General features: G+C 70.5%; 15 protein-coding genes. 2 read left to right on the top strand and 13 right to left on the bottom strand.

Features of this window, described 5'->3' with window-relative positions:
- Nucleotides 1-306 precede the first annotated feature (306 nt).
- Entirely contained in the window at nucleotides 307-795 is a 489-nt protein-coding gene (locus INT49_RS06485) for a glutathione peroxidase (RefSeq protein WP_193116908.1), read from the top strand.
- Between the two features lie 286 nt (nucleotides 796-1,081).
- On the opposite strand, the gene INT49_RS06480 is transcribed toward INT49_RS06485, so the two are convergent.
- The 3 genes from INT49_RS06480 to INT49_RS06470 all read right to left on the bottom strand — a co-directional run bounded on the left by INT49_RS06480 (nucleotide 1,082) and on the right by INT49_RS06470 (nucleotide 6,000).
- A complete protein-coding gene (locus INT49_RS06480; RefSeq protein WP_226849866.1) occupies nucleotides 1,082-2,980 on the bottom strand; it encodes a serine hydrolase in 1,899 nt (632 codons plus the stop codon).
- A gap of 127 nt (nucleotides 2,981-3,107) precedes the next feature.
- Nucleotides 3,108-3,617 (bottom strand): hypothetical protein, encoded by a 510-nt coding sequence (locus tag INT49_RS06475; protein ID WP_193116906.1) that lies wholly within the window; start codon nucleotides 3,615-3,617, stop codon nucleotides 3,108-3,110.
- A 1-nt stretch (nucleotide 3,618) separates the two neighbouring features.
- Entirely contained in the window at nucleotides 3,619-6,000 is a 2,382-nt protein-coding gene (locus INT49_RS06470; RefSeq protein ID WP_193116905.1) for a S9 family peptidase, read from the bottom strand.
- Nucleotides 6,001-6,116: 116 nt separating this feature from the next.
- On the opposite strand from INT49_RS06470, the gene INT49_RS06465 reads away from it, so the two are divergent.
- Nucleotides 6,117-6,656: a VOC family protein gene (locus INT49_RS06465; RefSeq protein WP_193116904.1), complete on the top strand. Its 540-nt coding sequence runs from the start codon at nucleotides 6,117-6,119 to the stop codon at nucleotides 6,654-6,656.
- A gap of 13 nt (nucleotides 6,657-6,669) precedes the next feature.
- On the opposite strand, the gene INT49_RS06460 is transcribed toward INT49_RS06465, so the two are convergent.
- The 10 genes from INT49_RS06460 to INT49_RS06415 all read right to left on the bottom strand — a co-directional run bounded on the left by INT49_RS06460 (nucleotide 6,670) and on the right by INT49_RS06415 (nucleotide 18,660).
- A complete protein-coding gene (locus tag INT49_RS06460) occupies nucleotides 6,670-7,563 on the bottom strand; it encodes a PhzF family phenazine biosynthesis protein (protein WP_193116903.1) in 894 nt (297 codons plus the stop codon).
- A 121-nt stretch (nucleotides 7,564-7,684) separates the two neighbouring features.
- The gene (locus INT49_RS06455; protein ID WP_319021534.1) at nucleotides 7,685-9,130 is read right to left on the bottom strand and encodes an MFS transporter; all 1,446 of its coding nucleotides are present in this window, start codon (nucleotides 9,128-9,130) and stop codon (nucleotides 7,685-7,687) included.
- Between the two features lie 336 nt (nucleotides 9,131-9,466).
- The gene (locus INT49_RS06450) at nucleotides 9,467-9,862 is read right to left on the bottom strand and encodes a cation:proton antiporter (protein WP_193116902.1); all 396 of its coding nucleotides are present in this window, start codon (nucleotides 9,860-9,862) and stop codon (nucleotides 9,467-9,469) included.
- Complete coding sequence (locus INT49_RS06445; RefSeq protein WP_193116901.1) at nucleotides 9,859-10,119, bottom strand: monovalent cation/H+ antiporter complex subunit F; 261 nt, start codon at nucleotides 10,117-10,119, stop codon at nucleotides 9,859-9,861. The genes INT49_RS06450 and INT49_RS06445 overlap by 4 nt, the downstream gene beginning before the upstream one ends.
- Nucleotides 10,116-10,601, bottom strand: a complete 486-nt coding sequence (locus INT49_RS06440; protein ID WP_193116900.1) for a Na+/H+ antiporter subunit E — start codon at nucleotides 10,599-10,601, stop codon at nucleotides 10,116-10,118. Before INT49_RS06440 ends, INT49_RS06445 begins: the two co-directional genes overlap by 4 nt.
- Nucleotides 10,598-12,139 carry a proton-conducting transporter transmembrane domain-containing protein gene (locus INT49_RS06435; RefSeq protein ID WP_193116899.1) on the bottom strand — a complete coding sequence of 514 codons (1,542 nt, stop codon included), beginning with the start codon at nucleotides 12,137-12,139 and terminating at the stop codon, nucleotides 10,598-10,600. The genes INT49_RS06440 and INT49_RS06435 overlap by 4 nt, the downstream gene beginning before the upstream one ends.
- Nucleotides 12,136-12,468: a sodium:proton antiporter gene (locus tag INT49_RS06430; protein ID WP_193116898.1), complete on the bottom strand. Its 333-nt coding sequence runs from the start codon at nucleotides 12,466-12,468 to the stop codon at nucleotides 12,136-12,138. Before INT49_RS06430 ends, INT49_RS06435 begins: the two co-directional genes overlap by 4 nt.
- Nucleotides 12,465-15,545: a DUF4040 family protein gene (locus INT49_RS06425; RefSeq protein ID WP_193116897.1), complete on the bottom strand. Its 3,081-nt coding sequence runs from the start codon at nucleotides 15,543-15,545 to the stop codon at nucleotides 12,465-12,467. The genes INT49_RS06430 and INT49_RS06425 overlap by 4 nt, the downstream gene beginning before the upstream one ends.
- Before the next feature lie 277 nt (nucleotides 15,546-15,822).
- A complete protein-coding gene (locus INT49_RS06420) occupies nucleotides 15,823-17,910 on the bottom strand; it encodes a PhoX family protein (RefSeq protein WP_193116896.1) in 2,088 nt (695 codons plus the stop codon).
- Nucleotides 17,911-18,246: 336 nt separating this feature from the next.
- On the bottom strand, nucleotides 18,247-18,660 hold the full coding sequence (locus tag INT49_RS06415; RefSeq protein ID WP_193116895.1) for a universal stress protein: 414 nt from the start codon (nucleotides 18,658-18,660) through the stop codon (nucleotides 18,247-18,249).
- Nucleotides 18,661-18,728: the final 68 nt, after the last annotated feature.

Below are 18,728 nucleotides of genomic sequence, written 5' to 3'. Positions count from 1 at the left end.
CACGGCAACGACTCCGGCGAAGCAGTCATCATTCTGCATTGTTCGCACGGATCTCCGCTGATTTCGGGATGCTCTGTGGACAACGTCTGGTGGGGAGGAAAGGCGGCCCGCAGACTGGGGCCCTGTCCGGAGCCGAGCCCGGCACCACCTCCGGGGCCGAGCAGTAGCCGAGCAGGGGGCCGGGGTCGAGCAGGGGGCCGAGCAGGGCCGATCGAGGGGGCCGAGTCCGGGGCTCGACCGAGGCCGCGATCGGAACCTGCGCCCAACCCCTCCTCCTCCCCAGCATCGAGGGCCACAATGAGACCCATGACGACACTCGCCGATTTCACTGCGACCACGATCACCGGCACCGAGAAGGACCTCGCCGACTACGCCGGCTCCCCCGTCCTGGTGGTCAACACCGCCAGCAAGTGCGGCTTCACCCCGCAGTACGCAGGCCTGCAGGACCTCTACGCGCGCTTCCACGAGAAGGGCCTGATGGTGCTCGGCTTCCCCTGTGACCAGTTCATGCACCAGGAGCCCGGCACCGAGTCCGAGATCGCCGAGTTCTGCTCCGTGAACTTCGGGGTCGAGTTCCCGATGTTCGCGAAGGTCGAGGTCAACGGGGACGGGGCGCACCCGCTGTACCAGTGGCTCACCGGCTCCCATGGCGACATCCCCGCCGGGGACATCGGCTGGAACTTCACGAAGTTCCTGGTGGGACGCGATGGGACGGTGCTGGGCCGCTACGCCTCGGACGTCGAGCCCGCGGATATCGCCGATGACATCGAGAAGGCCGTGGCCGCGTCGGCCTGACCAGGAAGGCCGTGGCCGCGTGGCCCGACCAGGAAGGCCGTGGCCGCGCGGCCTGACCAGGGCGGAGCCCACACGGCACGACACGAAACGGCCTCACCCCGGCCCGGCCCGGCACGACACGAAACGGCCTCACCCCGGCCCGGCCCGGCACGGCCCGACACGGCCAGGCCAGGCCAGGCCAGGCGCGACGCTGCCGACGGCCCCGCGTCGCCTGCGCGCGGGGCCGCCGATCAGGCAGCGGCTCACTCCATAGAACGATCAGACAGCGGTACCCGCCATGGACCGGTCAGCCGGCATCGGCCCATCCGTCGGCCACGATCTGCTCGCGGTCGGCGGCCCGGTCAGTGTCCAGGAGCGTGTCGCGCCCGTCGGCAACCCGGATCCGTCCCACCCAGGCACCGAGCCCGCGGGTCGCGGTGTCCGTCGTCATCGCCAGACGGATCTGGACCTCGCCCGCGAGCACCGGCGAGCCGCCGGGTCCCGAACTGTCTGATCCCGAGCCTTCAGATTCCGAGCCCTCAGATTCCGAGCTGTCGACCAGGGGGAAAACGCCGCTCCACTGCTGCCGCCTGCCCCAGCCGGTGATCTGACCGTCCGGCACCGCGACGCTCTCCTGATGCTTCGCCTCGAGGGTGCCGGCGAGCGGGATCCACGTCGAGCCCTGGTCCTGCGAGGCCTCGACGGCGAGCATGTCGTACGCGGTCTCGAGGTGGGCGAAGAGATCCAGCCGCAGCTCCGGCGCCGCGCCTGACGTGGGCAGGTCGACCGCAGCGGTCAGCGTCGCCGTCGTGCCGTCCTCCTGGCCTGCACGCCACCCGGAGCGCACCCCTTCGGGCACGATTCCCAGCGCATGAGCCACGCAGGTGGAGACCTCGCGGCGGGTGGCCGACGTGCTCGACCATTCGCGCGTGGGGTGCACCGAGTTCGCGAGCATGATGACGATCGTGTCGGTGAGCGGGTCGATCACCAGTGAGGTACCGGTGAATCCGGTGTGCGTCCCGCTGTACGGGCTGGTGAGGCCCGCGTGATAGAACCAGGCCTCCAGCTCCGGGCCGAGCCCGCGCCGTGCGCCGCCCACCCCGGTGATCTCCGCGATGCGGTCCGTGTACATGTCCTGCACGGTCGCGGCCTTGAGGATCCGGGCGCTCCCGTAGCGTCCGCCGCCCAGGAACATCTGCCCCAGCACCGCGAGGTCGCGCGCGGTGGAGAAGACTCCCGCGTGCCCGGCGACACCGCCGAGGGAGTAGGCGTTCTCGTCGTGGACGTGCCCGTGCACCAGGTACCCGTAGTACTCGACGTACTCCGTCGCGGCGATGCGCTCGCGCAGGTCAGCGGGCGGGTTGTACATCGTCTCGTGCATCCCGAGGGGCTCGGTGATGTGCTCGCGGACGTACACGTCGAGCGTCTGCCCGGAGAGCTTCTCCACGATCAGACCGAGGGTGATCAGACCCAGATCGCTGTAGACGTACTCGGTGCCCGCGGGGGTCTTCGGCGCGACGGTGAGCACCGCATCCAGGCGCGAGGGCACATCCGGGTACGCGGAGTAGAGGTTGATGAAGGCCGGCAGGCCGCCGACGTGCGTGAGCAGCTGCTGCACGGTGACCCGCCCCTTCCCGTTCTCCGCGAAGCGCGGCAGGTAGGAGGAGACGGTGTCGTCGAGGGCGAGCTCGCCCTGCTCGACCAGCTGCATGACAGCGGTCGCCGTGAAGATCTTCGAGATCGAGGCGAGATCGTAGATCGTGTCGGTGCGCGCAGGGATCCACTGGTCCTCGGGCAGCTCCTCGCTCGCATCCTTCCAGCGCAGCGCGTAGCCGTCGGCGTGCTCGAGGGCGAACCCGGCCTGCGAGGCGATCAGCACGGAGGCCCCGGCGAAGCGCGGCGGATCGAACTCGAGCCCGGCGCGGATGATGCCGGGCAGCTCCTCGAGCGTCTCGGCGTCCAGACCCACGGCACCTGGCTGGGCCTCGCGCAGGGTCTTCCCGGATCCACGACGGTCCCAGGGGTGGCGATGCGGTTCGCCGTGACGCCAGCTCGGGGCGGAGCGGGCGGACTTCGCGGCGGGACGTCTCTTGTACGGGGCGGGGTCGCCGGCGGCGAAGGCCGCGGTGGGGAGGCCGACGGCGGCGGTCGTCGCGGCCAGGGCGGTGGCCGTCAGTCCGGTCCGACGAGTGATCCGGTGGTCCATGAAGCTCCTTCGCATCAGGGTCACCCGCAGCCGACGAGGTGCGGCGCGGGCCGTCGGCCACGCTATCGACGGGCGCCGTGGTGTGGCAAGCGTCACGCCCGGTCGGCGGGTCGGGAGTCTCGCCCGGTCAGCGGGAGGGGAGCCCCGCCCTCCCCCGGCGCAGAGCAGTGATTCCGTACACCAGGATCCCCGCCCCCACCAGCAGGAGCGTGGCGCGGAGCAGCCCCATGACGATCCCCAGGATGGTGACCACCTGCACCAGACCGGCCATGCCGTCCGACATCGATGCCGGGTCGCCGCCCGCGGTGACGTTGACGGTGACACCGAGCGCCCAGGCCACGATCAGCACGATCCCGCCACGACGCAGGAGCCCGCGCCCGCGGACCACCACCAGGATCGACAGGATCAGCAGCGCGAGCCCGAGCCCCAGGGAGATCAGGCCGCCGACGAGCAGGAGCCCACCGAGGACCATCGAGGCCGCGAGCTCAGGATCCTCGAAGGGGGCCAGGGGCAGCAGGACGGCGGCGAGCTGGACCAGCAGGCCGCCGATCCCCAGCACCCCGGCGATCACGACCAGCGCGATCGCCGGGGTCACGGGTGGCTGACCCTGGACGCCCTGCTGCGGGACGGTGGTCATCTCAGCCTCGCTCCAGCTCGAGCACGGGCACGCAGGGCGGGCTGAAGCCCAGCACCTGCCCGTAGAACGACAGGGTCGCCTCCGCCGCGCGGATGATCGAGGAGGCCTTGCGGAACCCATGCTGCTCGCCCTCGAACAGGAGATAGGCGTGCGGGATGCCCTTGGCGGCGAGCGCATCGCGGAACAGCTCGGACTGGCTGGGCGGCACGATGCGGTCCTCGTCGCCCTGGAGCAGGAGCACCGGCACCTCGAGCTCGTCGACGTGATGCAGCGGGGCGCGCTCGACGTAGAGATCCTTCCGCTCCGGGTACGGGCCGACGAGACCGTCGATGTAGCGCGATTCGAAGTCGTGGGTGTCCAGGCGGAACTTCTCGAGCTCGGCGACGCCGAAGCTCGAGGCGCCCGCGGCGAAGGTGTTGGTGCGGGTGAGGCAGGCCAGCGTGGTCCACCCTCCGGCGCTGCCGCCCTCGATCGCGATCCGTCCCGGATCGGCGATGCCCTCCGCGACCAGGTGCTCCATGACGGCGACGGTGTCCTCCACGTCGACCACGCCCCACTGGCCGCGCAGCCGGTTGCGGTAGGCGCGGCCGTAGCCGGTCGAGCCGCCGTAGTTCACGTCGACCACCCCGAGCCCGCGGGAGGTGTAGTACGCGGTGGGCAGATGCAGCACCGGGGAGACGTGCCCGGTGGGGCCGCCGTGCACCCGTGCGATGAAGGGTGGCAGATCTCCCTCACGACCGGCCAGACCCTCCTGGTGGGGACGATGGACGATCGCGTGGACCACGCCGCCGTCAGGGTCGTTCCGCAGCGGCACCTCGATGCTCTCGCTCGTGGGCAGCACGGCCGGATCGGGCGCGTCGGAGCGGGAGGAACGCACCAGCGTGAGCGGGGAGAGCACAGCCGATGGGTCGGCCGGCGACGCATCGGCCGGAGCGGCCGGCCGAGCGGCAGCCGACGGATCGGCCGGCGACGCAGCAGCCGGAGCGGCAGGCTGAGCGGCGGCCGGAGCGGCCGGCCGAGCGGCGGCCGACGGATCGGCCGGCGACGCAGCAGCCGGAACGGCAGGCCGAGCAGCGGCCGCAGCATCCGTCGGGACAGCGGACGCTCCCCGCGCCAGGTCCAGCCGCGCGACGCCGATCGCGGCGAACTGCGTCGGCGAGGAGCCGGCGAGCACCAGCAGCCCGTCCCCGCGCAGCTGCATGCCGGCGATCGAGGTGAGCGGGCAGTCCAGGGGCTGCAGGTCGCCGGTGCCGATCCGCAGGATCCCGAGGCCGTCCGCGGCGCGTCCGTAACGCACCAGAACCGTGTCGGCATCGAGCACCTGGAACCAGGTCGTGCCGAGCGACCACATCGACCCGGCGAACTCCTGGTCGAGCTCGAGGACCTGCTGGGCGCCGTCGTCGGTCGTCCACACCCAGGGATTCCACCAGCCCGACGCGTCGGAGATCGCGAGCAGGCGCTGGTCGTCGAGCCATTCGGGCTGCAGCACGGAGGTCTCGGCGTCGCCGAGGACGATCCGGCCCTCCCCGGCGCTGCCGCCCAGCAGCGGGGCGACGTGGAGCTCGGTGCCGTCCCACGGCATCCTCGGGTGCTCCCAGCTGATCCACGCGATCTGGGAGGCGTCGGGGCTGACCCGCGGATGGGCGACGAAGCGGGACGCCGGCGTCACCCGGCGAATCGCCGACGGGTCCTCGGCGGCCGAGCCGTCCAGGGGGACGGCGGCGATATAGCGCTCGATGTGCGGTGCACCGTCGGCCCCGGACCGCGGGCCCTGCTCCCCACCGGTGTGGTCCTCGCAGACCCACCAGACCTCGTCGGTGCCGTCGGCGAGGCGGACCGGCGTGGGATCTGCCCAGCGCAGGGAGGGTCCCTGCGCGCTGGCGACCTCGGGGCCGACTGGCGAGAGCGGGCGCGGCTGCTCCCCCTCGTGGAACGCATGGACCCGCTGGTCCTCGAAGTTCACGAAGACGACCAGGGGTGGATCCCCGGCGCCGCCCGGAGAGGCAGACGTCTCGGCACCGCCCGGAGAGGCAGTGTCCCCCGCACCGCCGGGAGAGGCAGAGGCCTCGGCGCCGGGTACGGCCGTCCAGCTCGTGCCGCCGTACTCGTGCACCCGGGACCGCGCGTTGAACGGCGCGGGCAGCACGGTCACGGGATCGGTCGATGGACCGTCCATCGGGGCCGGCCCGTCGTCGACGGAGGGCAGGGCGACGGGGCCCGCGGAGCGCACGATCGCGAGGCGACCGCCCTCCGTCGCGATGCCCTCGGTCCACCACACGGCATCGCCCACCAGCTGCGGAGCGCCGAGCCGGGTGCCGCCGGTGGCGAGCAGCTCGGCGGAGATGGGCGAGGGCCAGGACCCGTACGGAAGCGTCGTCACCATGAGGACAGGGTAGACATGCGAGCGCTCCGACATCTGCGGATGTGGACGGCCGACGCCCACCGGGCCGCACCCGTTCGCGGACAGGCCCTGTCCGCACGGCCGGAGATGCTCGAGCCATGACGTCACAGAACTCCTCCCTGATCACTCCGATCTCACGTCTGACCGGCGGCTACGGCAGCCTCAACGCCTTCGCCGCCGTGACCGGTCCCGGCGGGGCCCGCGGTTTCCTCGAGTTCCTCGGCGCGGTGCTCGACGCCGTCGAGACGCCCGAGGCCCACGCTGTGGATACCGATGGCCTCCTGATCCACTCCGAGGCGCGGATCGGCGATTCGTGCCTCATGGTCGTCGACTCCAAGCCCGGCTGGCCCTTCACCCCGGCGCTCCTCCAGGTCAACGTCGAGGATCCTCACGAGGTGCTGCGACGCGCCCTCGCCGCGGGCTCACGGATCATCACGGAGGTCTCCCCGTTCTACGGCTCGACGATCGCGCGGTTCCAGGACCCGTGGCACAACGTGTGGTGGCTGTACGGGCCGGAGGATGCCGATGCCCCGCCCCTGGAGTGGGACCCCGAGACCGCCGCGCAGGAGGGCGAGAGCGAGGTGCACGCGACGATCTGCCGGGCGATGGAGCAGCTGGCCCCGCCGAGCGGTCCCTGAGCTCCGCGGCGGCTCAGACCAGGATCGATCCCTCCACGGTGAGCACGGTGGCGCCACCGATCCAGATCGGCCCATCCGCCTCGACCTGCACATCGATGCGTCCTTCGCGCTCCAGCACGGTGCCCTGCGCCGCGGTCCACCGTGCAGGCATCGGCTCGCGGCCCACCAGCCACTGGGCGATGCCCGCGTTCAGGCTGCCGGTGACGGGGTCCTCGATGCCGCCGAGCGTGAAGGCGCGGACCTCGTAGAGCGGATCGGCACGGGCGGGATCTGTGCCGGCGGCATGCGTGTCGGCGGGATCAGTGCCGGCGGGATCGTGGCGCCCCACGACCCCGAGCTTCGCGTCCGCCATCCCTGCCAGGTCCGGGGCCAGCGACAGGACCTGCTGGGCCGATTCCAGCTCGAGCACCCTCCAACCCGGCCCGTTGTCGGCCCAGGCGTGTGCGAGCACCGAGGAGCGGGGCACCCCGAGCGCCGACGCGAGTCCGATGACGTCGGCCTCCTCGAGAGGACCGCTGCGGCGCAGCGGCGGAGCGGCGAAGGCGAGCCGGTCCCCGTCACGGCGCACCGTGATGAGCCCGGCCGCGCATTCCTGGATGATCTGCTCACCGGTTGGCTCGCCGCCTGCCCACAGCCAGGCTCGCGCGGTGCCGAGCGTGGGATGCCCGGCGAAGGGGAGCTCGCCCGACGGGGTGAAGATCCGCACCCGGTAGTCGGCCTCCTGCGTGGTCGGCGCCAGCAGGAAGGTGGTCTCCGACAGGTTGGTCCAGCGCGCCACGCGCTGCATGTCTGCGTCGCTCAGGTCGTCGGCATCGAGCACGACGGCCAGCGGATTGCCGCGCTGGGGACGATCGGCGAAGACGTCGAGCTGGAGGAAGCGACGCAGAACGGGCGCGGTGGGAGACATGACGACCAGTCTCGCACCGCGCCCGTCAGCAGGCTCAGCAGGTCATGCGGGTCGGCAGTCCAGCCGGTCCAGCTGGTCCAGCCGGTTCAGCCAGTTCACGTGGATCTGCAGACCTGCCGGCTCAGCGACCGGCGTCGTCGAGAGCCTTGTCCTCCGCGAGCATGACGTCGATGCCGTAGTCATCGGGCTCGGACTCGGGGATGTCGGTGCCGCTCAGCGATGCACCGGCGGTCTCCTTGAGGAACATCAGGGCGATCATGCCGACCACGCAGCCGATCATCACGTACACCGCGGGGAACTCGAGGAACCCGGTGGACTCCACGACCGCCTCGTTCAGCGGCGCGGCCGTGCCGCCGAAGATCGAGGTGAACACGTTGTAGGTGACGGCGAAGCCTGCGAAGCGCACATGGGCCGGGAACATCGCCGGGAAGGTCGCCGAGATCGTGGACAGCTGCGGGATGTACAGCAGGCCGAGCACCGCGAAGCCCACGATCGCGAGACCGAAGCTCTGTCCCATCAGCATGTACATCGGCAGCGCCATGACGAACAGGCCGACCATCGAGAACCACCACATCTTCTTGCGGCCGATCCGATCCGACAGGGATCCGCAGAACGGGATCACCGCCATCATCGCGACCTCGCCGACCAGGATCACCATCAGCGACTCGTTCGAGGTGAGGTGGATCTTGGTCTCGAGATAGCCGGGCATGTAGGTCAGCAGCGTGTAGTTCGCGATGTTCAGCGGGATCACGAGGCCGGCCATGACCAGGATCGGGCGCCAGTACTTCACGATCAGGTCGCGCAGACCGCCGGTCGCGCTCTCCTCGGACTCGCCGGCCTCCTCCAGGTCCTGGAACACCGGGGTCTCGTCGAGCTTGGACCGCAGGTAGAGGCCGATCAGGCCCAACGGGGCGGCGATGAAGAAGGGCACGCGCCAGCCCCACGCCGCCATGGCGTCCTCACCGATGGCCAGCTGCAGGATCAGCACCACCACGGTGCCCAGGGCGAAGCCGCCCAGGGTGCCGAACTCGAGGAAGCTGCCGTAGAGGCCGCGGCGCTTGTCCGGGGCGTACTCGGCCATGAAGGTCGCCGCGCCGCCGTACTCGCCGCCGGTGGAGAAGCCCTGGACCAGGCGCAGCACCGCGAGCAGGATCGGGGCGAGGATGCCCACCTGCTCGTAGGTGGGCAGCACGCCGATGAGGAAGGTCGCCGCAGACATCAGGATGATCGTCAGCGCGAGCACGTGCTTGCGGCCCAGACGGTCGCCGAGCGGCCCCCAGATGAACCCGCCGAAGGGACGGGCGATGAAGGAGATCGCCAGGAAGGCGTAGGTCCAGAAGAGGCCCTCGGAGCCCGAGGGGAAGAAGTGCGCCGCGATGTAGGTGGCGACCACGGCGTAGGCGCCGTAGTCGTACCACTCGGTGGCATTGCCCATCGCGGAGGCCGCGACGGCCTGGCGGATGGTGCGGCGGGGAGGGAGGTCCTCGAAGGCGGTGCCCTCGGAGCCAGAGACCTCGGGGACAGTGCCCTCGGAGGGCGTGGGATCAGGGGTGGTCGATGTCGTCACAGGGGACTTCCCGTTCTTCGCGCACGTGCCGGGGGCACGTCGTGGCGGCGCTCCCGATGACGCGGCGAGAGCACCCACGAGGTCAGGAGCGGCCGACGGCAGGAGACCATCGGACTGCGAGCGTGCACGACGGATCCGTCCTTCGACCCAGCGGCGCACGCCGTCGTAAACGCGGTCACGCTATGCAGTTTCTCGACGCGTCACCACCGGACGCCCCCTCGAGCGCTCCGTCGAGCGCCTCATCGACGCAGGTCAGCACGTCACGAGTGGAGAGGAATCTGTTGTAACCGATTGGTAAGTACCGCGCGGCGGACGCCCCGCACACCGTGAGGATCCTCAGCGATCGTCGCTGTGCGGCACCTGCTCGCCCTCCCCCGGAGCCCGCGCGAGGTCCTGAGGCGCTGTCCGCGGATCCACCGGGGACCCGGAGAGATACGCAGCCCGCGCGAGCACGTTCGAGGCGACCGACGACACGATGATCAGCGCGAGCACCGTGACGACGGACTTGAGCAGCAGCGCTGGATCGAATCCGTCGACCCGGGCATGCTCCAGGAAGGCCCCCATGACGATCATCGGCAGTCCCAGGCCGGTGGCCGGCGAGAGCACGTTGATGCGGCTCAAGGAGTCGCGCGCATGGAACATCGACAGCGCGGCGGTGAGCATCCAGAACGCGCCGCCCAGCAGGAGCACGGCGATGAGGATGCTCACCGCGATATCGAGCACGGCGATCATCGGCGCCCCCTGGTGAGAATCCGTGCCAGGGCCACGGTGGCCAGGATGCCCAGCACGGAGGCGATCAGTGCGGCGTCGACCGCGGCGGCGGAGGCCTTCAGAAGGCCCACCAGGACGATCAGTCCGACACCGGAGAAGAACACGAGGTCGCCGACGACGGCCCGGCTGGCGGCGTCCGGTGCAGTGGCCACCCGGAAGAGACCCACCAGGATCGCCGCGCCGAGCAGAGCGACGGTCACCCACAGGATCACGCTCATGACTCCTCCTCCTCAGCGGTGGTGGGGCCGGGCCGATGACCGTCCCGGCCGTGCTCATGCAGGGACCGAGCGACGCGGCCGTCCACGAACCGCTCGTCGCCGAGCCCGCCCCGGCGCGTATTCAGGGCGGCGTCCGCCCCGTCTGCTCCCCGCGTCGCCCTCAGCAGCCGCTCCTCCATCTCGCCCAGATCGGCGAGGACCTGCTCCCGCGACTCGGCGAACAGGGCGTGGACGAACAGGCTCGAACGCTCCTCGCGGGTGCCGTGGGCGATCCCGACGACCAAGGTGCCCGGCGTGATCGTGATCGAGGAGGACATCGTGATGATCTCGATGTCCGTGGTGGCCCGCAGCGGATACTCGACGATCGCCGGGGAGCTCAGGGTCCGCCTGCTGTAGACGCCCTTGGCCATCTGGAGAGATCCCTTGAGGATCTCCCCGAAGATCCACAGGGCATAGGAGGCCATGTACCCGAGGCGCCTCATCGTCCGATCACCGCCTCCACATAGGCATCGACGTCCAGCAGGTCGGTCGCGGCGGTGTCGATCGTCGGCAGCACCAGGCCGATGCCCACGAACATCGCGAGCGACAGCGCCATCATCGCCGCACCCGGCATCGCCAGGCGCCACGGCACCCGGACCTCGTCCGGGAGCGGGAGGGGATCGCCGCGCCCGACGCGCGGGTCGTCAGGGCGATAGGTGGTCATGTCCTCGCCCCATGCGATACCTCGCCACATGCGCTGCAGGCCGAGCAGCGACCCCACCGACGCGACGATCACCGCGAGGATCGCCGCCCACCCGAGCATCGACCCCCCGATCGTCACCTGCTCGGCGGAGGCCCGCAGCAGCCCCACCTTGCCCCATAGACCGGAGGTGGGCGGCAGGCCGACGAGGCTGAACAGCCCGAGCGCGAGGACCCCGACCACCCAGGGATCCCGGCGCGCGAGCCCTGAGATCCGGTCCAGGCGACCGGATCCGTAGGTGTGCTCGATCGCGCCGGTGGTCAGCAGCAGAGCCGACATCGTGATCACGTGGTGGACGAGATAGAGGATTCCGGCCGTGACGGAGAGCTGGGTGAACAGCACCAGGCCGAGGAGGATGTGTCCCACGCCGGAGACCATCTGGTGGCCCATCGCCGTCCGCACCCGCCGGGCGCTCGCCGTCGAGAAGGCGCCCACCAGGATCGTCACGAGCACCAGCACCGCGAGCACCGCCAAGAACGGCAGCCCGTCCGAGAAGGTCACCGCGACGATGCGGTACATCGCGTACAGCGCGACCTTGGTGTGCAGGGCGGAGAACAGCGCCATGATCCCGGCAGAGGTGCCGGGGTACGCCCGCGGCAGCCACGAATGCACGGGCACCATGCCCGCCTTCACGGCGAGGGAGAGGAGCACGACGGCCAGGGCCGCCGCGGTCGCCGGGTCCTCGCTCCCGGCGCCGGCGAGCGAGGCCAGGTTCACCGTGCCCGCGGTGCCGTAGACGAACCCGACGCCGATCAGCAGCACCGTCGAGGTGAGCAGGTTGACCAGCACGAAGAGTCGGCCGATGCCGAGGCGTCGCCAGCTGCCGGTCACGGCGATCAGCGCATAGGAAGGCATCAGCATGACCTCGACCCAGACGAACAGGTTGAAGAGGTCGCCGGTGAGGAGTGCGCCGTTGACCCCGGCGCTCAGCAGCAGCACCAAGGGCGGCAGGAAGCGATACCGCGACTCCCCGGTCAGCACCAGGAAGATGCTCGCGGCGAGCGTCGCGACCGCGGTGACCAGCAGCATCACCGCACTGAGCGTGTCGGACACGAAGGGGATGGCGAGCACGTCGGAGAATCCGCCGACGGCGTGGGAGATCACCGGTTCGGTGCGATGCCAGGCCAGCAGCCAGAGCGCGCCGAGGCCGACGGCGATCGGCACGCCGATCAGCACCGCGGTGTCGACCGCCCGGCGGCGCACGAGCAGCAGGACAGCCGCCCCGAGCAGCGGGGCCACGACGAAGATCGGCAGGAGGGAGGGGGGAACGGTGGGAATCATGAGTCAGGGTTCTCCCCGGTCGCCGGGTGCTGGGACATGTCGTCGTCCCGGCCGATCACAGCGAGAGTCAGCATGAAGATGGTGACCGCCATGGTGATGACGATCGCGGTCAGCACGAAGGCCTGCGGGAGCGGGTCCGCCATGTCGGCGCGCGAGGAGACGTCGGTGAGCGGCTCGGCACGCCATCCCGGCACTCCGGTCGCCAGGAGCACGAAGTTCGCGGCGTGGCTGATCAGCGTCATCCCGAACACCGCGCGCACCATGCTCCGCTGGAGCAGCAGGTACACGCCGCCGGCGACGAGGACGGCAACAGTCAGGCTGAGGATCATCGGCGACCGCCCTCCTTCGGCTTCGTTCCGGTCGTCAGGTGCGAGGTGCCGACACCGACTCGGCGCCGACGGACGACCTCTTCTCCGCGAGTGGTGTCCAACGGCCCGGGCAGCTCGCCCTCGACCGCCTCATCGGTCCGCTCACGAGTGCTCTCGCCCGGCGTGGCGGACCCGGTGGAGGCGCCGGCCCCCAGCAGGTTCACCGCGACCATGACCAGGCCCAGCACCGCGAGGTACACGCCCAGGTCGAAGATCATCGAGGTGGACACGTGGGCACCCAGCAGGTGTCCGTGCAACGGCTCGAGGAAGCCACCCTTCAGGAACCCGAGGGCGCCGGCGCCGAGAGCCACCGCAATGCCCCCTCCGATGAGGAACAGGGGGAGCCTGAGCGGGCCGATCTGTCGATCCGTCGACGTGGACAGATACATCAGCGCGACGATCGCGGACCCGACGAGCGCGGCGATGAATCCGCCGCCCGGCTCGTTGTGCCCGCGCAGGAAGAGCATGATCGAGAGGAGCGCGAGGATCGGGGCGGTCACCCGCACCATCAGCTGCAGCGCGGCGGAATTGCCCCAGGCGCTGTTGATCGCCCGATCGGCCGAGGTCCCCTCGCCGCGCAGTGCCGGCGCCCTGTCGGCGTCGGTGCCGTCCTCGCTGCCGGTCTCGCCGTCGGGGTCGATGAACATGTGTCGCACGCTGGAGAGCACGGCGACGATCGCGACGCCTGCCATGCCGAGCACGGACAGCTCGCCGAGCGTGTCCAGGGCACGGAACTCCACCAGGATGACGTTGACGATGTTGTGGCCGCCGGTGATCTCCTCGGCGTGCGCGATGTAGTACTCGGCGACGTCGCTGCGCTCGCGTCGACCCATGAACAGGTACATGCCGGCACCGGCGGCGAGCCCGACGCCCACGGCCAGGAACAGCGCTCCGCGGCGCGGGGCACGCCCGGGGGGATCGAAACGCCGCGGGAGCCTCTGCAGCACGAGCATGATGATGATGATCGTCAGCGACTCCACGAGCAGCTGGGTCAGGGCGACGTCGGGCGCTCCCAGGACGAGGATCTGCACCGTCGCGAGAATGCCCACCGCGGAGAGGGCGACCGCCGCGCCGAGGCGGTCCCGCCGCGTGCAGACCACCACGACCGCCACGAGGATGAGTACGAAGAGCACGACGTCGAAGGGGACGGTGAGCCCTGGCGTCAGCGCGGGGAGATCCCCGACGAGGGCGACGAAGGCCGCCAGCATCACGACGCAGAATGCTGCCAGGATCGCGGCGAGATGCCGCATCGGGTCGTCACTCGCGATAGGCCTGACGAGCAGCAGGGCGAAGCGCCTGGCCAGGCGGTCCACCGCTCCCAGGATCCGCGCCCCGTCGACGGGGAACGGATTCGCCTCCAGGGTCGGGAGCAGCCTGCGGCGTCCGAGCGCGAACAGGGTGCCGAGGACGATCACGCCGACCGTGATCGCCAGTTCCGGCGTGACGCCGTGCCAGAGCGCGAGATGCGGATGGTGCTCCCCGCCGAGCGCCGCGTCCATCGCCCGGGCGACCGGGGTGTCCAGCACGCCCACGACGAGAGCCAGCGGGAGCCCCGCGAGGATCGGCAGGGCGGCAGGCCAGAGCAGCAGCGGAGCGGGGCGGTGGGCGTTGTGCGCCTCGCGGACGGCCCCGGTCGGGTCCGTCGATCTGGTCATGGCCTCTGCTGCGGCCGGGTCTCCTGATGTCGCCTCGGCGTCGAGTCGCGCCAGCGCGGCCTCGTCCCGGCCGTCGATGAAGACGCCGAGCACGATCTTCGCGCAGTACGCGAAGGTGAGCACGCTGGCGCCCGCGATACCGAGTGCGACCACCCAGCCCATCGCCGGAGCCCCACCGAGGTCCAATGCCCCGGTCAGGAGCGCCTCCTTGGAGACGAAGCCGAGCATCGGGGGCAGCCCTGCCATGGACATGCAGCCCAGCAGCGTCACCACGAAGCTGCCGGGCAGCGCCCGTGCGAGAGCCGGCATGCGCCGCAGCTCGCGCGTATGGACAGCATGGTCGATCACTCCGACCATCATGAACAGGCCGGACTTGAACAGCGCGTGGGCGATGGTGTGCAGCACCGCAGCCAGGATCGCCGCCTCCGTGCCCACGCCGATGAGGGTGACGATCAGTCCCAGCTGGCTGACCGTCGAGTAGGCCATGAGCTTCTTGAGGTCGCGCTGCTGGAGCGCGAGGAAGCCGCCCACGAAGGCGGTGACCAGGCCGGCCGTGATGAGCAGGACGTTCCAGGCGATGACGTCATGGAAGGCCGGGCTGAATCGGAGCAGCAGGAAGATGCCTGCCTTCACGACAGCGGCCGCATGGAGGTACGCCGAGACCGGCGTCGCCGCGGCCATCGCATCGGGCAGCCACACGTGGAACGGGAACTGGGCGGACTTCGTGCAGGCGGCAACGGCGATCAGCAGCCCGACGAGCGTGGCGAACGCGGGGTCCTCGGACCAGACGTCCGCGGCGAGCACCTCGGTCACCGAGGAGGTGCCCAGGCGCAGGATCATCAGCGAGACCGCGATCAGCAGGGAGAGGCCGCCCAGGAACGTGATCAGCAAGGTGCGCATCGAGGCGGCCTGTCCTCCGCGCCCGGAGCGGGCGATGAGGAGGAAGGAGGCGATCGAGGTCAGCTCCCAGGTCACGAAGAGCAGCACGAGGTCATCGGCGAGCACCAGCGCGACCATCGACAGGGTGAACAGCGCCATCACCAGGGAGAAGCTCAGCTGCCTGCCCGGCTCCAGGTAGCGGGCCGAGTACGCGAGCACCACGGCACCGATGACCAGGGCGATCATCGCGAACACGATCCCGATTCCATCTGCGCGCAGTGCAAGATCGATATCCCACTGCGCAGCCCACGGGATCGAGAACGTGGTGACTGCCGGCCGGGTCTCTCCGGCGAGGACGGCCTGGGACGCCGGGACGAGAGCTGCGGCCGCGAGCAGATACAGGCCGGCGAGGATCCAGCAGGCGGAGCGGCCGAGAGCACGGTCGAGGACCGGAGTGATCGCCACCGTCGCGACCAGTATCAGCACCGTCCACAGCACCGACATCGTCAGCGCCCCGACGTGGAAGGGGCGGTGGCGTCATGGCGGGGCATATACGGATTCTAGCGACGATCCGCGAGCGGCCAAACCCCGTCTGCTGCGCAGGTGTCCCTGCGACCTCGCGCGCACGCGCGACAAGAAATAAGACTCCCTCCGACCCCGCGCCCTCCGCGCTGTGCGGAAGGTCACGGGGGCGGAGGGAGTCGGTCGGTGCTCGCGGTGATGCCTGCAGGCACCGGGCTCCCGCGTCATCGCCTGAGGCATCAGGCGTACGCGGCCGGTGTCAGCCCTTGCTGTTGCCCCGGCCGCGCTCGAGCAGCACCTGGACCACGGAGGGCTTGGGTCCCACCTCGTCGTAGTCGGGGAAGTAGGAGAGCTGGGCTCCCCATGCGCCGTCCTCGCCCGGGTGCTGCACGGAGACGAAGGCGCTGCGGTCCTCGTCGCGGATGATCGGGCCGCAGGTCTCGCCGTCACGAGGCACGGAGAGGAACTGCTCGACCCGGCCGCGGGAGTCGCCATCCAGCGTGACCCGGAACAGGCCGTCGTTGTAGCCGATGCCCGAGGGAGCGCCGTCGGTGGAGATCCAGAGGTTGCCCACCGCGTCGAACGCCAGGTTGTCGGGGCAGGAGATCGGCGAGACCTGCTCCACCGGGAAGCCGGAGAAGTAGGTGGTGTCGCCCTGCGCCGGGTCGCCGCACACCATCAGCAGGTTCCACGCGAAGGTGGTCGAGGCCTGGTCGCCCTGCTCGTCGATCTCCACGATGTGGCCGTCACGGTTCTCGGCGCGCGGGTTCGCCTCGTCGGCCGAAGCCTTCCCCGCCGTGCCGCGGCCGGAGTTGTTGGTGCAGGCGACGTACACGCGACGGGTGGCCAGCGAGGGCTCGACGTCCTCGCAGCGGTCCATCTTGGTGGGGCCCACGGCGTCGGCCGCGAGGCGGGTGTGCACCAGGACCTCCTCGGCGCTGAAGCCGGGGACCGCCGACTCGCCGTCCACCAGCAGCGGCAGCCACTCGCCGGTGCCGTCGAAGGAGCCGTCGGCCGGGACCGCGCCCGAGCCGTCGATCTCCGCGGCCGGCGAATTGCCGGAGAACTTCGCGACGTACAGGTCGCCGCTGGTCAGCAGCGTCATGTTGTGCGCCTTGTCGCCCTCGACATAGGTGCCGTGGGAGACGAACTTGTAGAGGTAGTCGAAGACCTCGTCGTCACCGGTGTAGGCCACCACGTGGCCGTCCTCGGAGAGGATGACGTTCGCGCCCTCGTGCTTGAAGCGACCCAGGGCGGTGTGCTTGCGCGGGGTGGAGGTGGGGTCGAAGGGGTCCACCTCCACGATGTAGCCGAAGCGGTTCGGCTCGTTCTCGTAGCCCTCGTTGCGTGAGTCGAAGCGGTCGTGCTTCGACTCCCAGTTCCGGGCGGTGGCCTTGTCGGCGAGGCCGTAGCGCTTCTCCGCGTCGGAGGTGCCCGGCGTGCGGAAGTAGCCGTGGAAGTTCTCCTCGCCCGAGAGCAGCGTGCCCCACGGGGTGAGCCCGCCGGAGCAGTTGCCGAAGGTGCCCAGCACCGTGGTGCCCTCGGGGTCCTCGACGGTCTTCACCAGGTCGCTGCCGGCCGCGGGGCCGGTGAGCTCGAACTCGGTGTCCAGCAGGATGCGGCGGTTCAGCTCGGCGCCCTGCACGTAGGAGTACGGGAAGTTTGTGTTCTTCCGCTCCAGCTCGACGACGGTGAGCCCGTGGGCGGCCATCCCGATCTCGATGCGCTCGTCCTCATCGGTCTCCGGCGGGAGCATGAGGTTCTCGTTCGTGTACTCGTGGTTCACGAACATCACGGCGCGCTTGCCGTGGCTGCCCGGGATCTCCTGGATCTCCGTGTAGTCGTTGTTGTAGCCGAACTGCCGCTTCTGCGCCTCGGCGCTCTGGGCGTTCCAGTCGAAGTCGGGCGCGTCGTCGAACAGCGGATCGCCCCAGCGGATGACCGGGTGCCAGGCGTAGCCCTCGGGCACGGTGAACTCGTCGACCTCGTAGTCGACCGGGGCGATGGCCTCGAAGAGCAGCTTGGTGCCGTTCGGGGCCGGGACCCGCGAGCCGCCCTTGCCGTTGCCCTTGCCGTTCCCGATGCCCTGACCCTTGCCGTTCCCGTTGCCGGGATCGGCGAGCGCACCCTGGGTGCCGCCCAGCGCGATCGCGAGCGCGCCACCGGTGCCTCCGAGGACGGCACGACGGGTCAGCGCCGAGGAGGCGATGTCGCGGAACGTCGGGTTGTCCGAGTGGTTGCACGGCCCTGCTGCGCACTGGTTCGCGCACTTGAGAGCGCAGGTCACGGCCGAGCGCTTGCCGCGTGCCGCATCCTTCATGAGCAGGGGGATGTCGATCAGGGCCATGGGGTGATCCTTCGCAGTCGATCCGTCGCTCGGCCGAGGCACGAGCAGGGGCATGACGACAGTGCCCCTGCGAGGTGATCACGGGCCCACCCGAGGGCGACACCCCGGTGAACTCTGGGGTGCGAACGCGTGACGGACCGGGCCGGTGCACGCGGGTCCGTCACCGCGCAGAGGTCCTCCACGACGGCCGACGGCCCCTGGGACTGTTCCGCAGAACAGGTCCAGGGGCCGTCGTGAGGGCTCAGCACCCGGGGGGCCCGGTGGGTCCGGTGGGGCCGGGGGCCCGAATGCCGGCGGCCCGGGGGTCCGGTGGCCCGTGGGCCGGGGCCTCGAGGGTCAGAATCTCGTCGGCGGCACGAAGGTGTCCGGCTTGACCAGCACCACCGGGACCGGAGATTCGATCGCGATCCGCTGCGAGGTGGACCCCAGCAGGATCTTGCCGATCGGGGTGCGGCGACGGATGCCGAGCACCACCAGGTCGACGGGGTCGGACTCGACGGCATCGAGGATGTCGTCGGCCGGGTCGTCGCGCGTGGGCACGGTGCGCAGCTCGTGCTCGAGGCCGGTCTCCGCCAGACGCTCGGGCAGCGAGCGCTGGTCCGTCACGCCGCGGGCCTTGCGCGGATCCGGCGGGCGCTCGGAGGCGAGCACGAGGAGCTTCGCATCGCGGCGCCTCGCCTCCTCGATCGCGTACGTCAGAGCGGCCTCGCTGGTGGCGCTGGGGACGTAGGCCAGCAGGATGGTGGTCATGGCATCTCCCGGGAGTGTGGCGTCGTGGGACGGGTCGGTGTCTGGCGTGCCGTGCGTGTCTGGCGTGT

Origin of the sequence: Brachybacterium tyrofermentans (assembly GCF_014897585.1) — a bacterium.
In the GTDB taxonomy this organism is placed as follows: Bacteria; Actinomycetota; Actinomycetes; order Actinomycetales; family Dermabacteraceae; genus Brachybacterium; species Brachybacterium tyrofermentans.
This window is presented reverse-complemented; position numbering and strand designations above follow the sequence as displayed.

What these genes read in the sequence shown, in the direction of transcription:
- INT49_RS06485 (WP_193116908.1), top strand. Translation starts at nt 307, where the DNA reads ATGACGACACTCGCCGATTTCACTGCGACCACGATCACCGGCACCGAG.
- INT49_RS06480 (WP_226849866.1), bottom strand. Translation starts at nt 2,980, where the DNA reads ATGGACCACCGGATCACTCGTCGGACCGGACTGACGGCCACCGCCCTG.
- INT49_RS06475 (WP_193116906.1), bottom strand. Translation starts at nt 3,617, where the DNA reads ATGACCACCGTCCCGCAGCAGGGCGTCCAGGGTCAGCCACCCGTGACC.
- INT49_RS06470 (WP_193116905.1), bottom strand. Translation starts at nt 6,000, where the DNA reads ATGGTGACGACGCTTCCGTACGGGTCCTGGCCCTCGCCCATCTCCGCC.
- INT49_RS06465 (WP_193116904.1), top strand. Translation starts at nt 6,117, where the DNA reads ATGACGTCACAGAACTCCTCCCTGATCACTCCGATCTCACGTCTGACC.
- INT49_RS06460 (WP_193116903.1), bottom strand. Translation starts at nt 7,563, where the DNA reads ATGTCTCCCACCGCGCCCGTTCTGCGTCGCTTCCTCCAGCTCGACGTC.
- INT49_RS06450 (WP_193116902.1), bottom strand. Translation starts at nt 9,862, where the DNA reads ATGATCGCCGTGCTCGATATCGCGGTGAGCATCCTCATCGCCGTGCTC.
- INT49_RS06445 (WP_193116901.1), bottom strand. Translation starts at nt 10,119, where the DNA reads ATGAGCGTGATCCTGTGGGTGACCGTCGCTCTGCTCGGCGCGGCGATC.
- INT49_RS06440 (WP_193116900.1), bottom strand. Translation starts at nt 10,601, where the DNA reads ATGAGGCGCCTCGGGTACATGGCCTCCTATGCCCTGTGGATCTTCGGG.
- INT49_RS06435 (WP_193116899.1), bottom strand. Translation starts at nt 12,139, where the DNA reads ATGATTCCCACCGTTCCCCCCTCCCTCCTGCCGATCTTCGTCGTGGCC.
- INT49_RS06430 (WP_193116898.1), bottom strand. Translation starts at nt 12,468, where the DNA reads ATGATCCTCAGCCTGACTGTTGCCGTCCTCGTCGCCGGCGGCGTGTAC.
- INT49_RS06425 (WP_193116897.1), bottom strand. Translation starts at nt 15,545, where the DNA reads ATGTCGGTGCTGTGGACGGTGCTGATACTGGTCGCGACGGTGGCGATC.
- INT49_RS06420 (WP_193116896.1), bottom strand. Translation starts at nt 17,910, where the DNA reads ATGGCCCTGATCGACATCCCCCTGCTCATGAAGGATGCGGCACGCGGC.
- INT49_RS06415 (WP_193116895.1), bottom strand. Translation starts at nt 18,660, where the DNA reads ATGACCACCATCCTGCTGGCCTACGTCCCCAGCGCCACCAGCGAGGCC.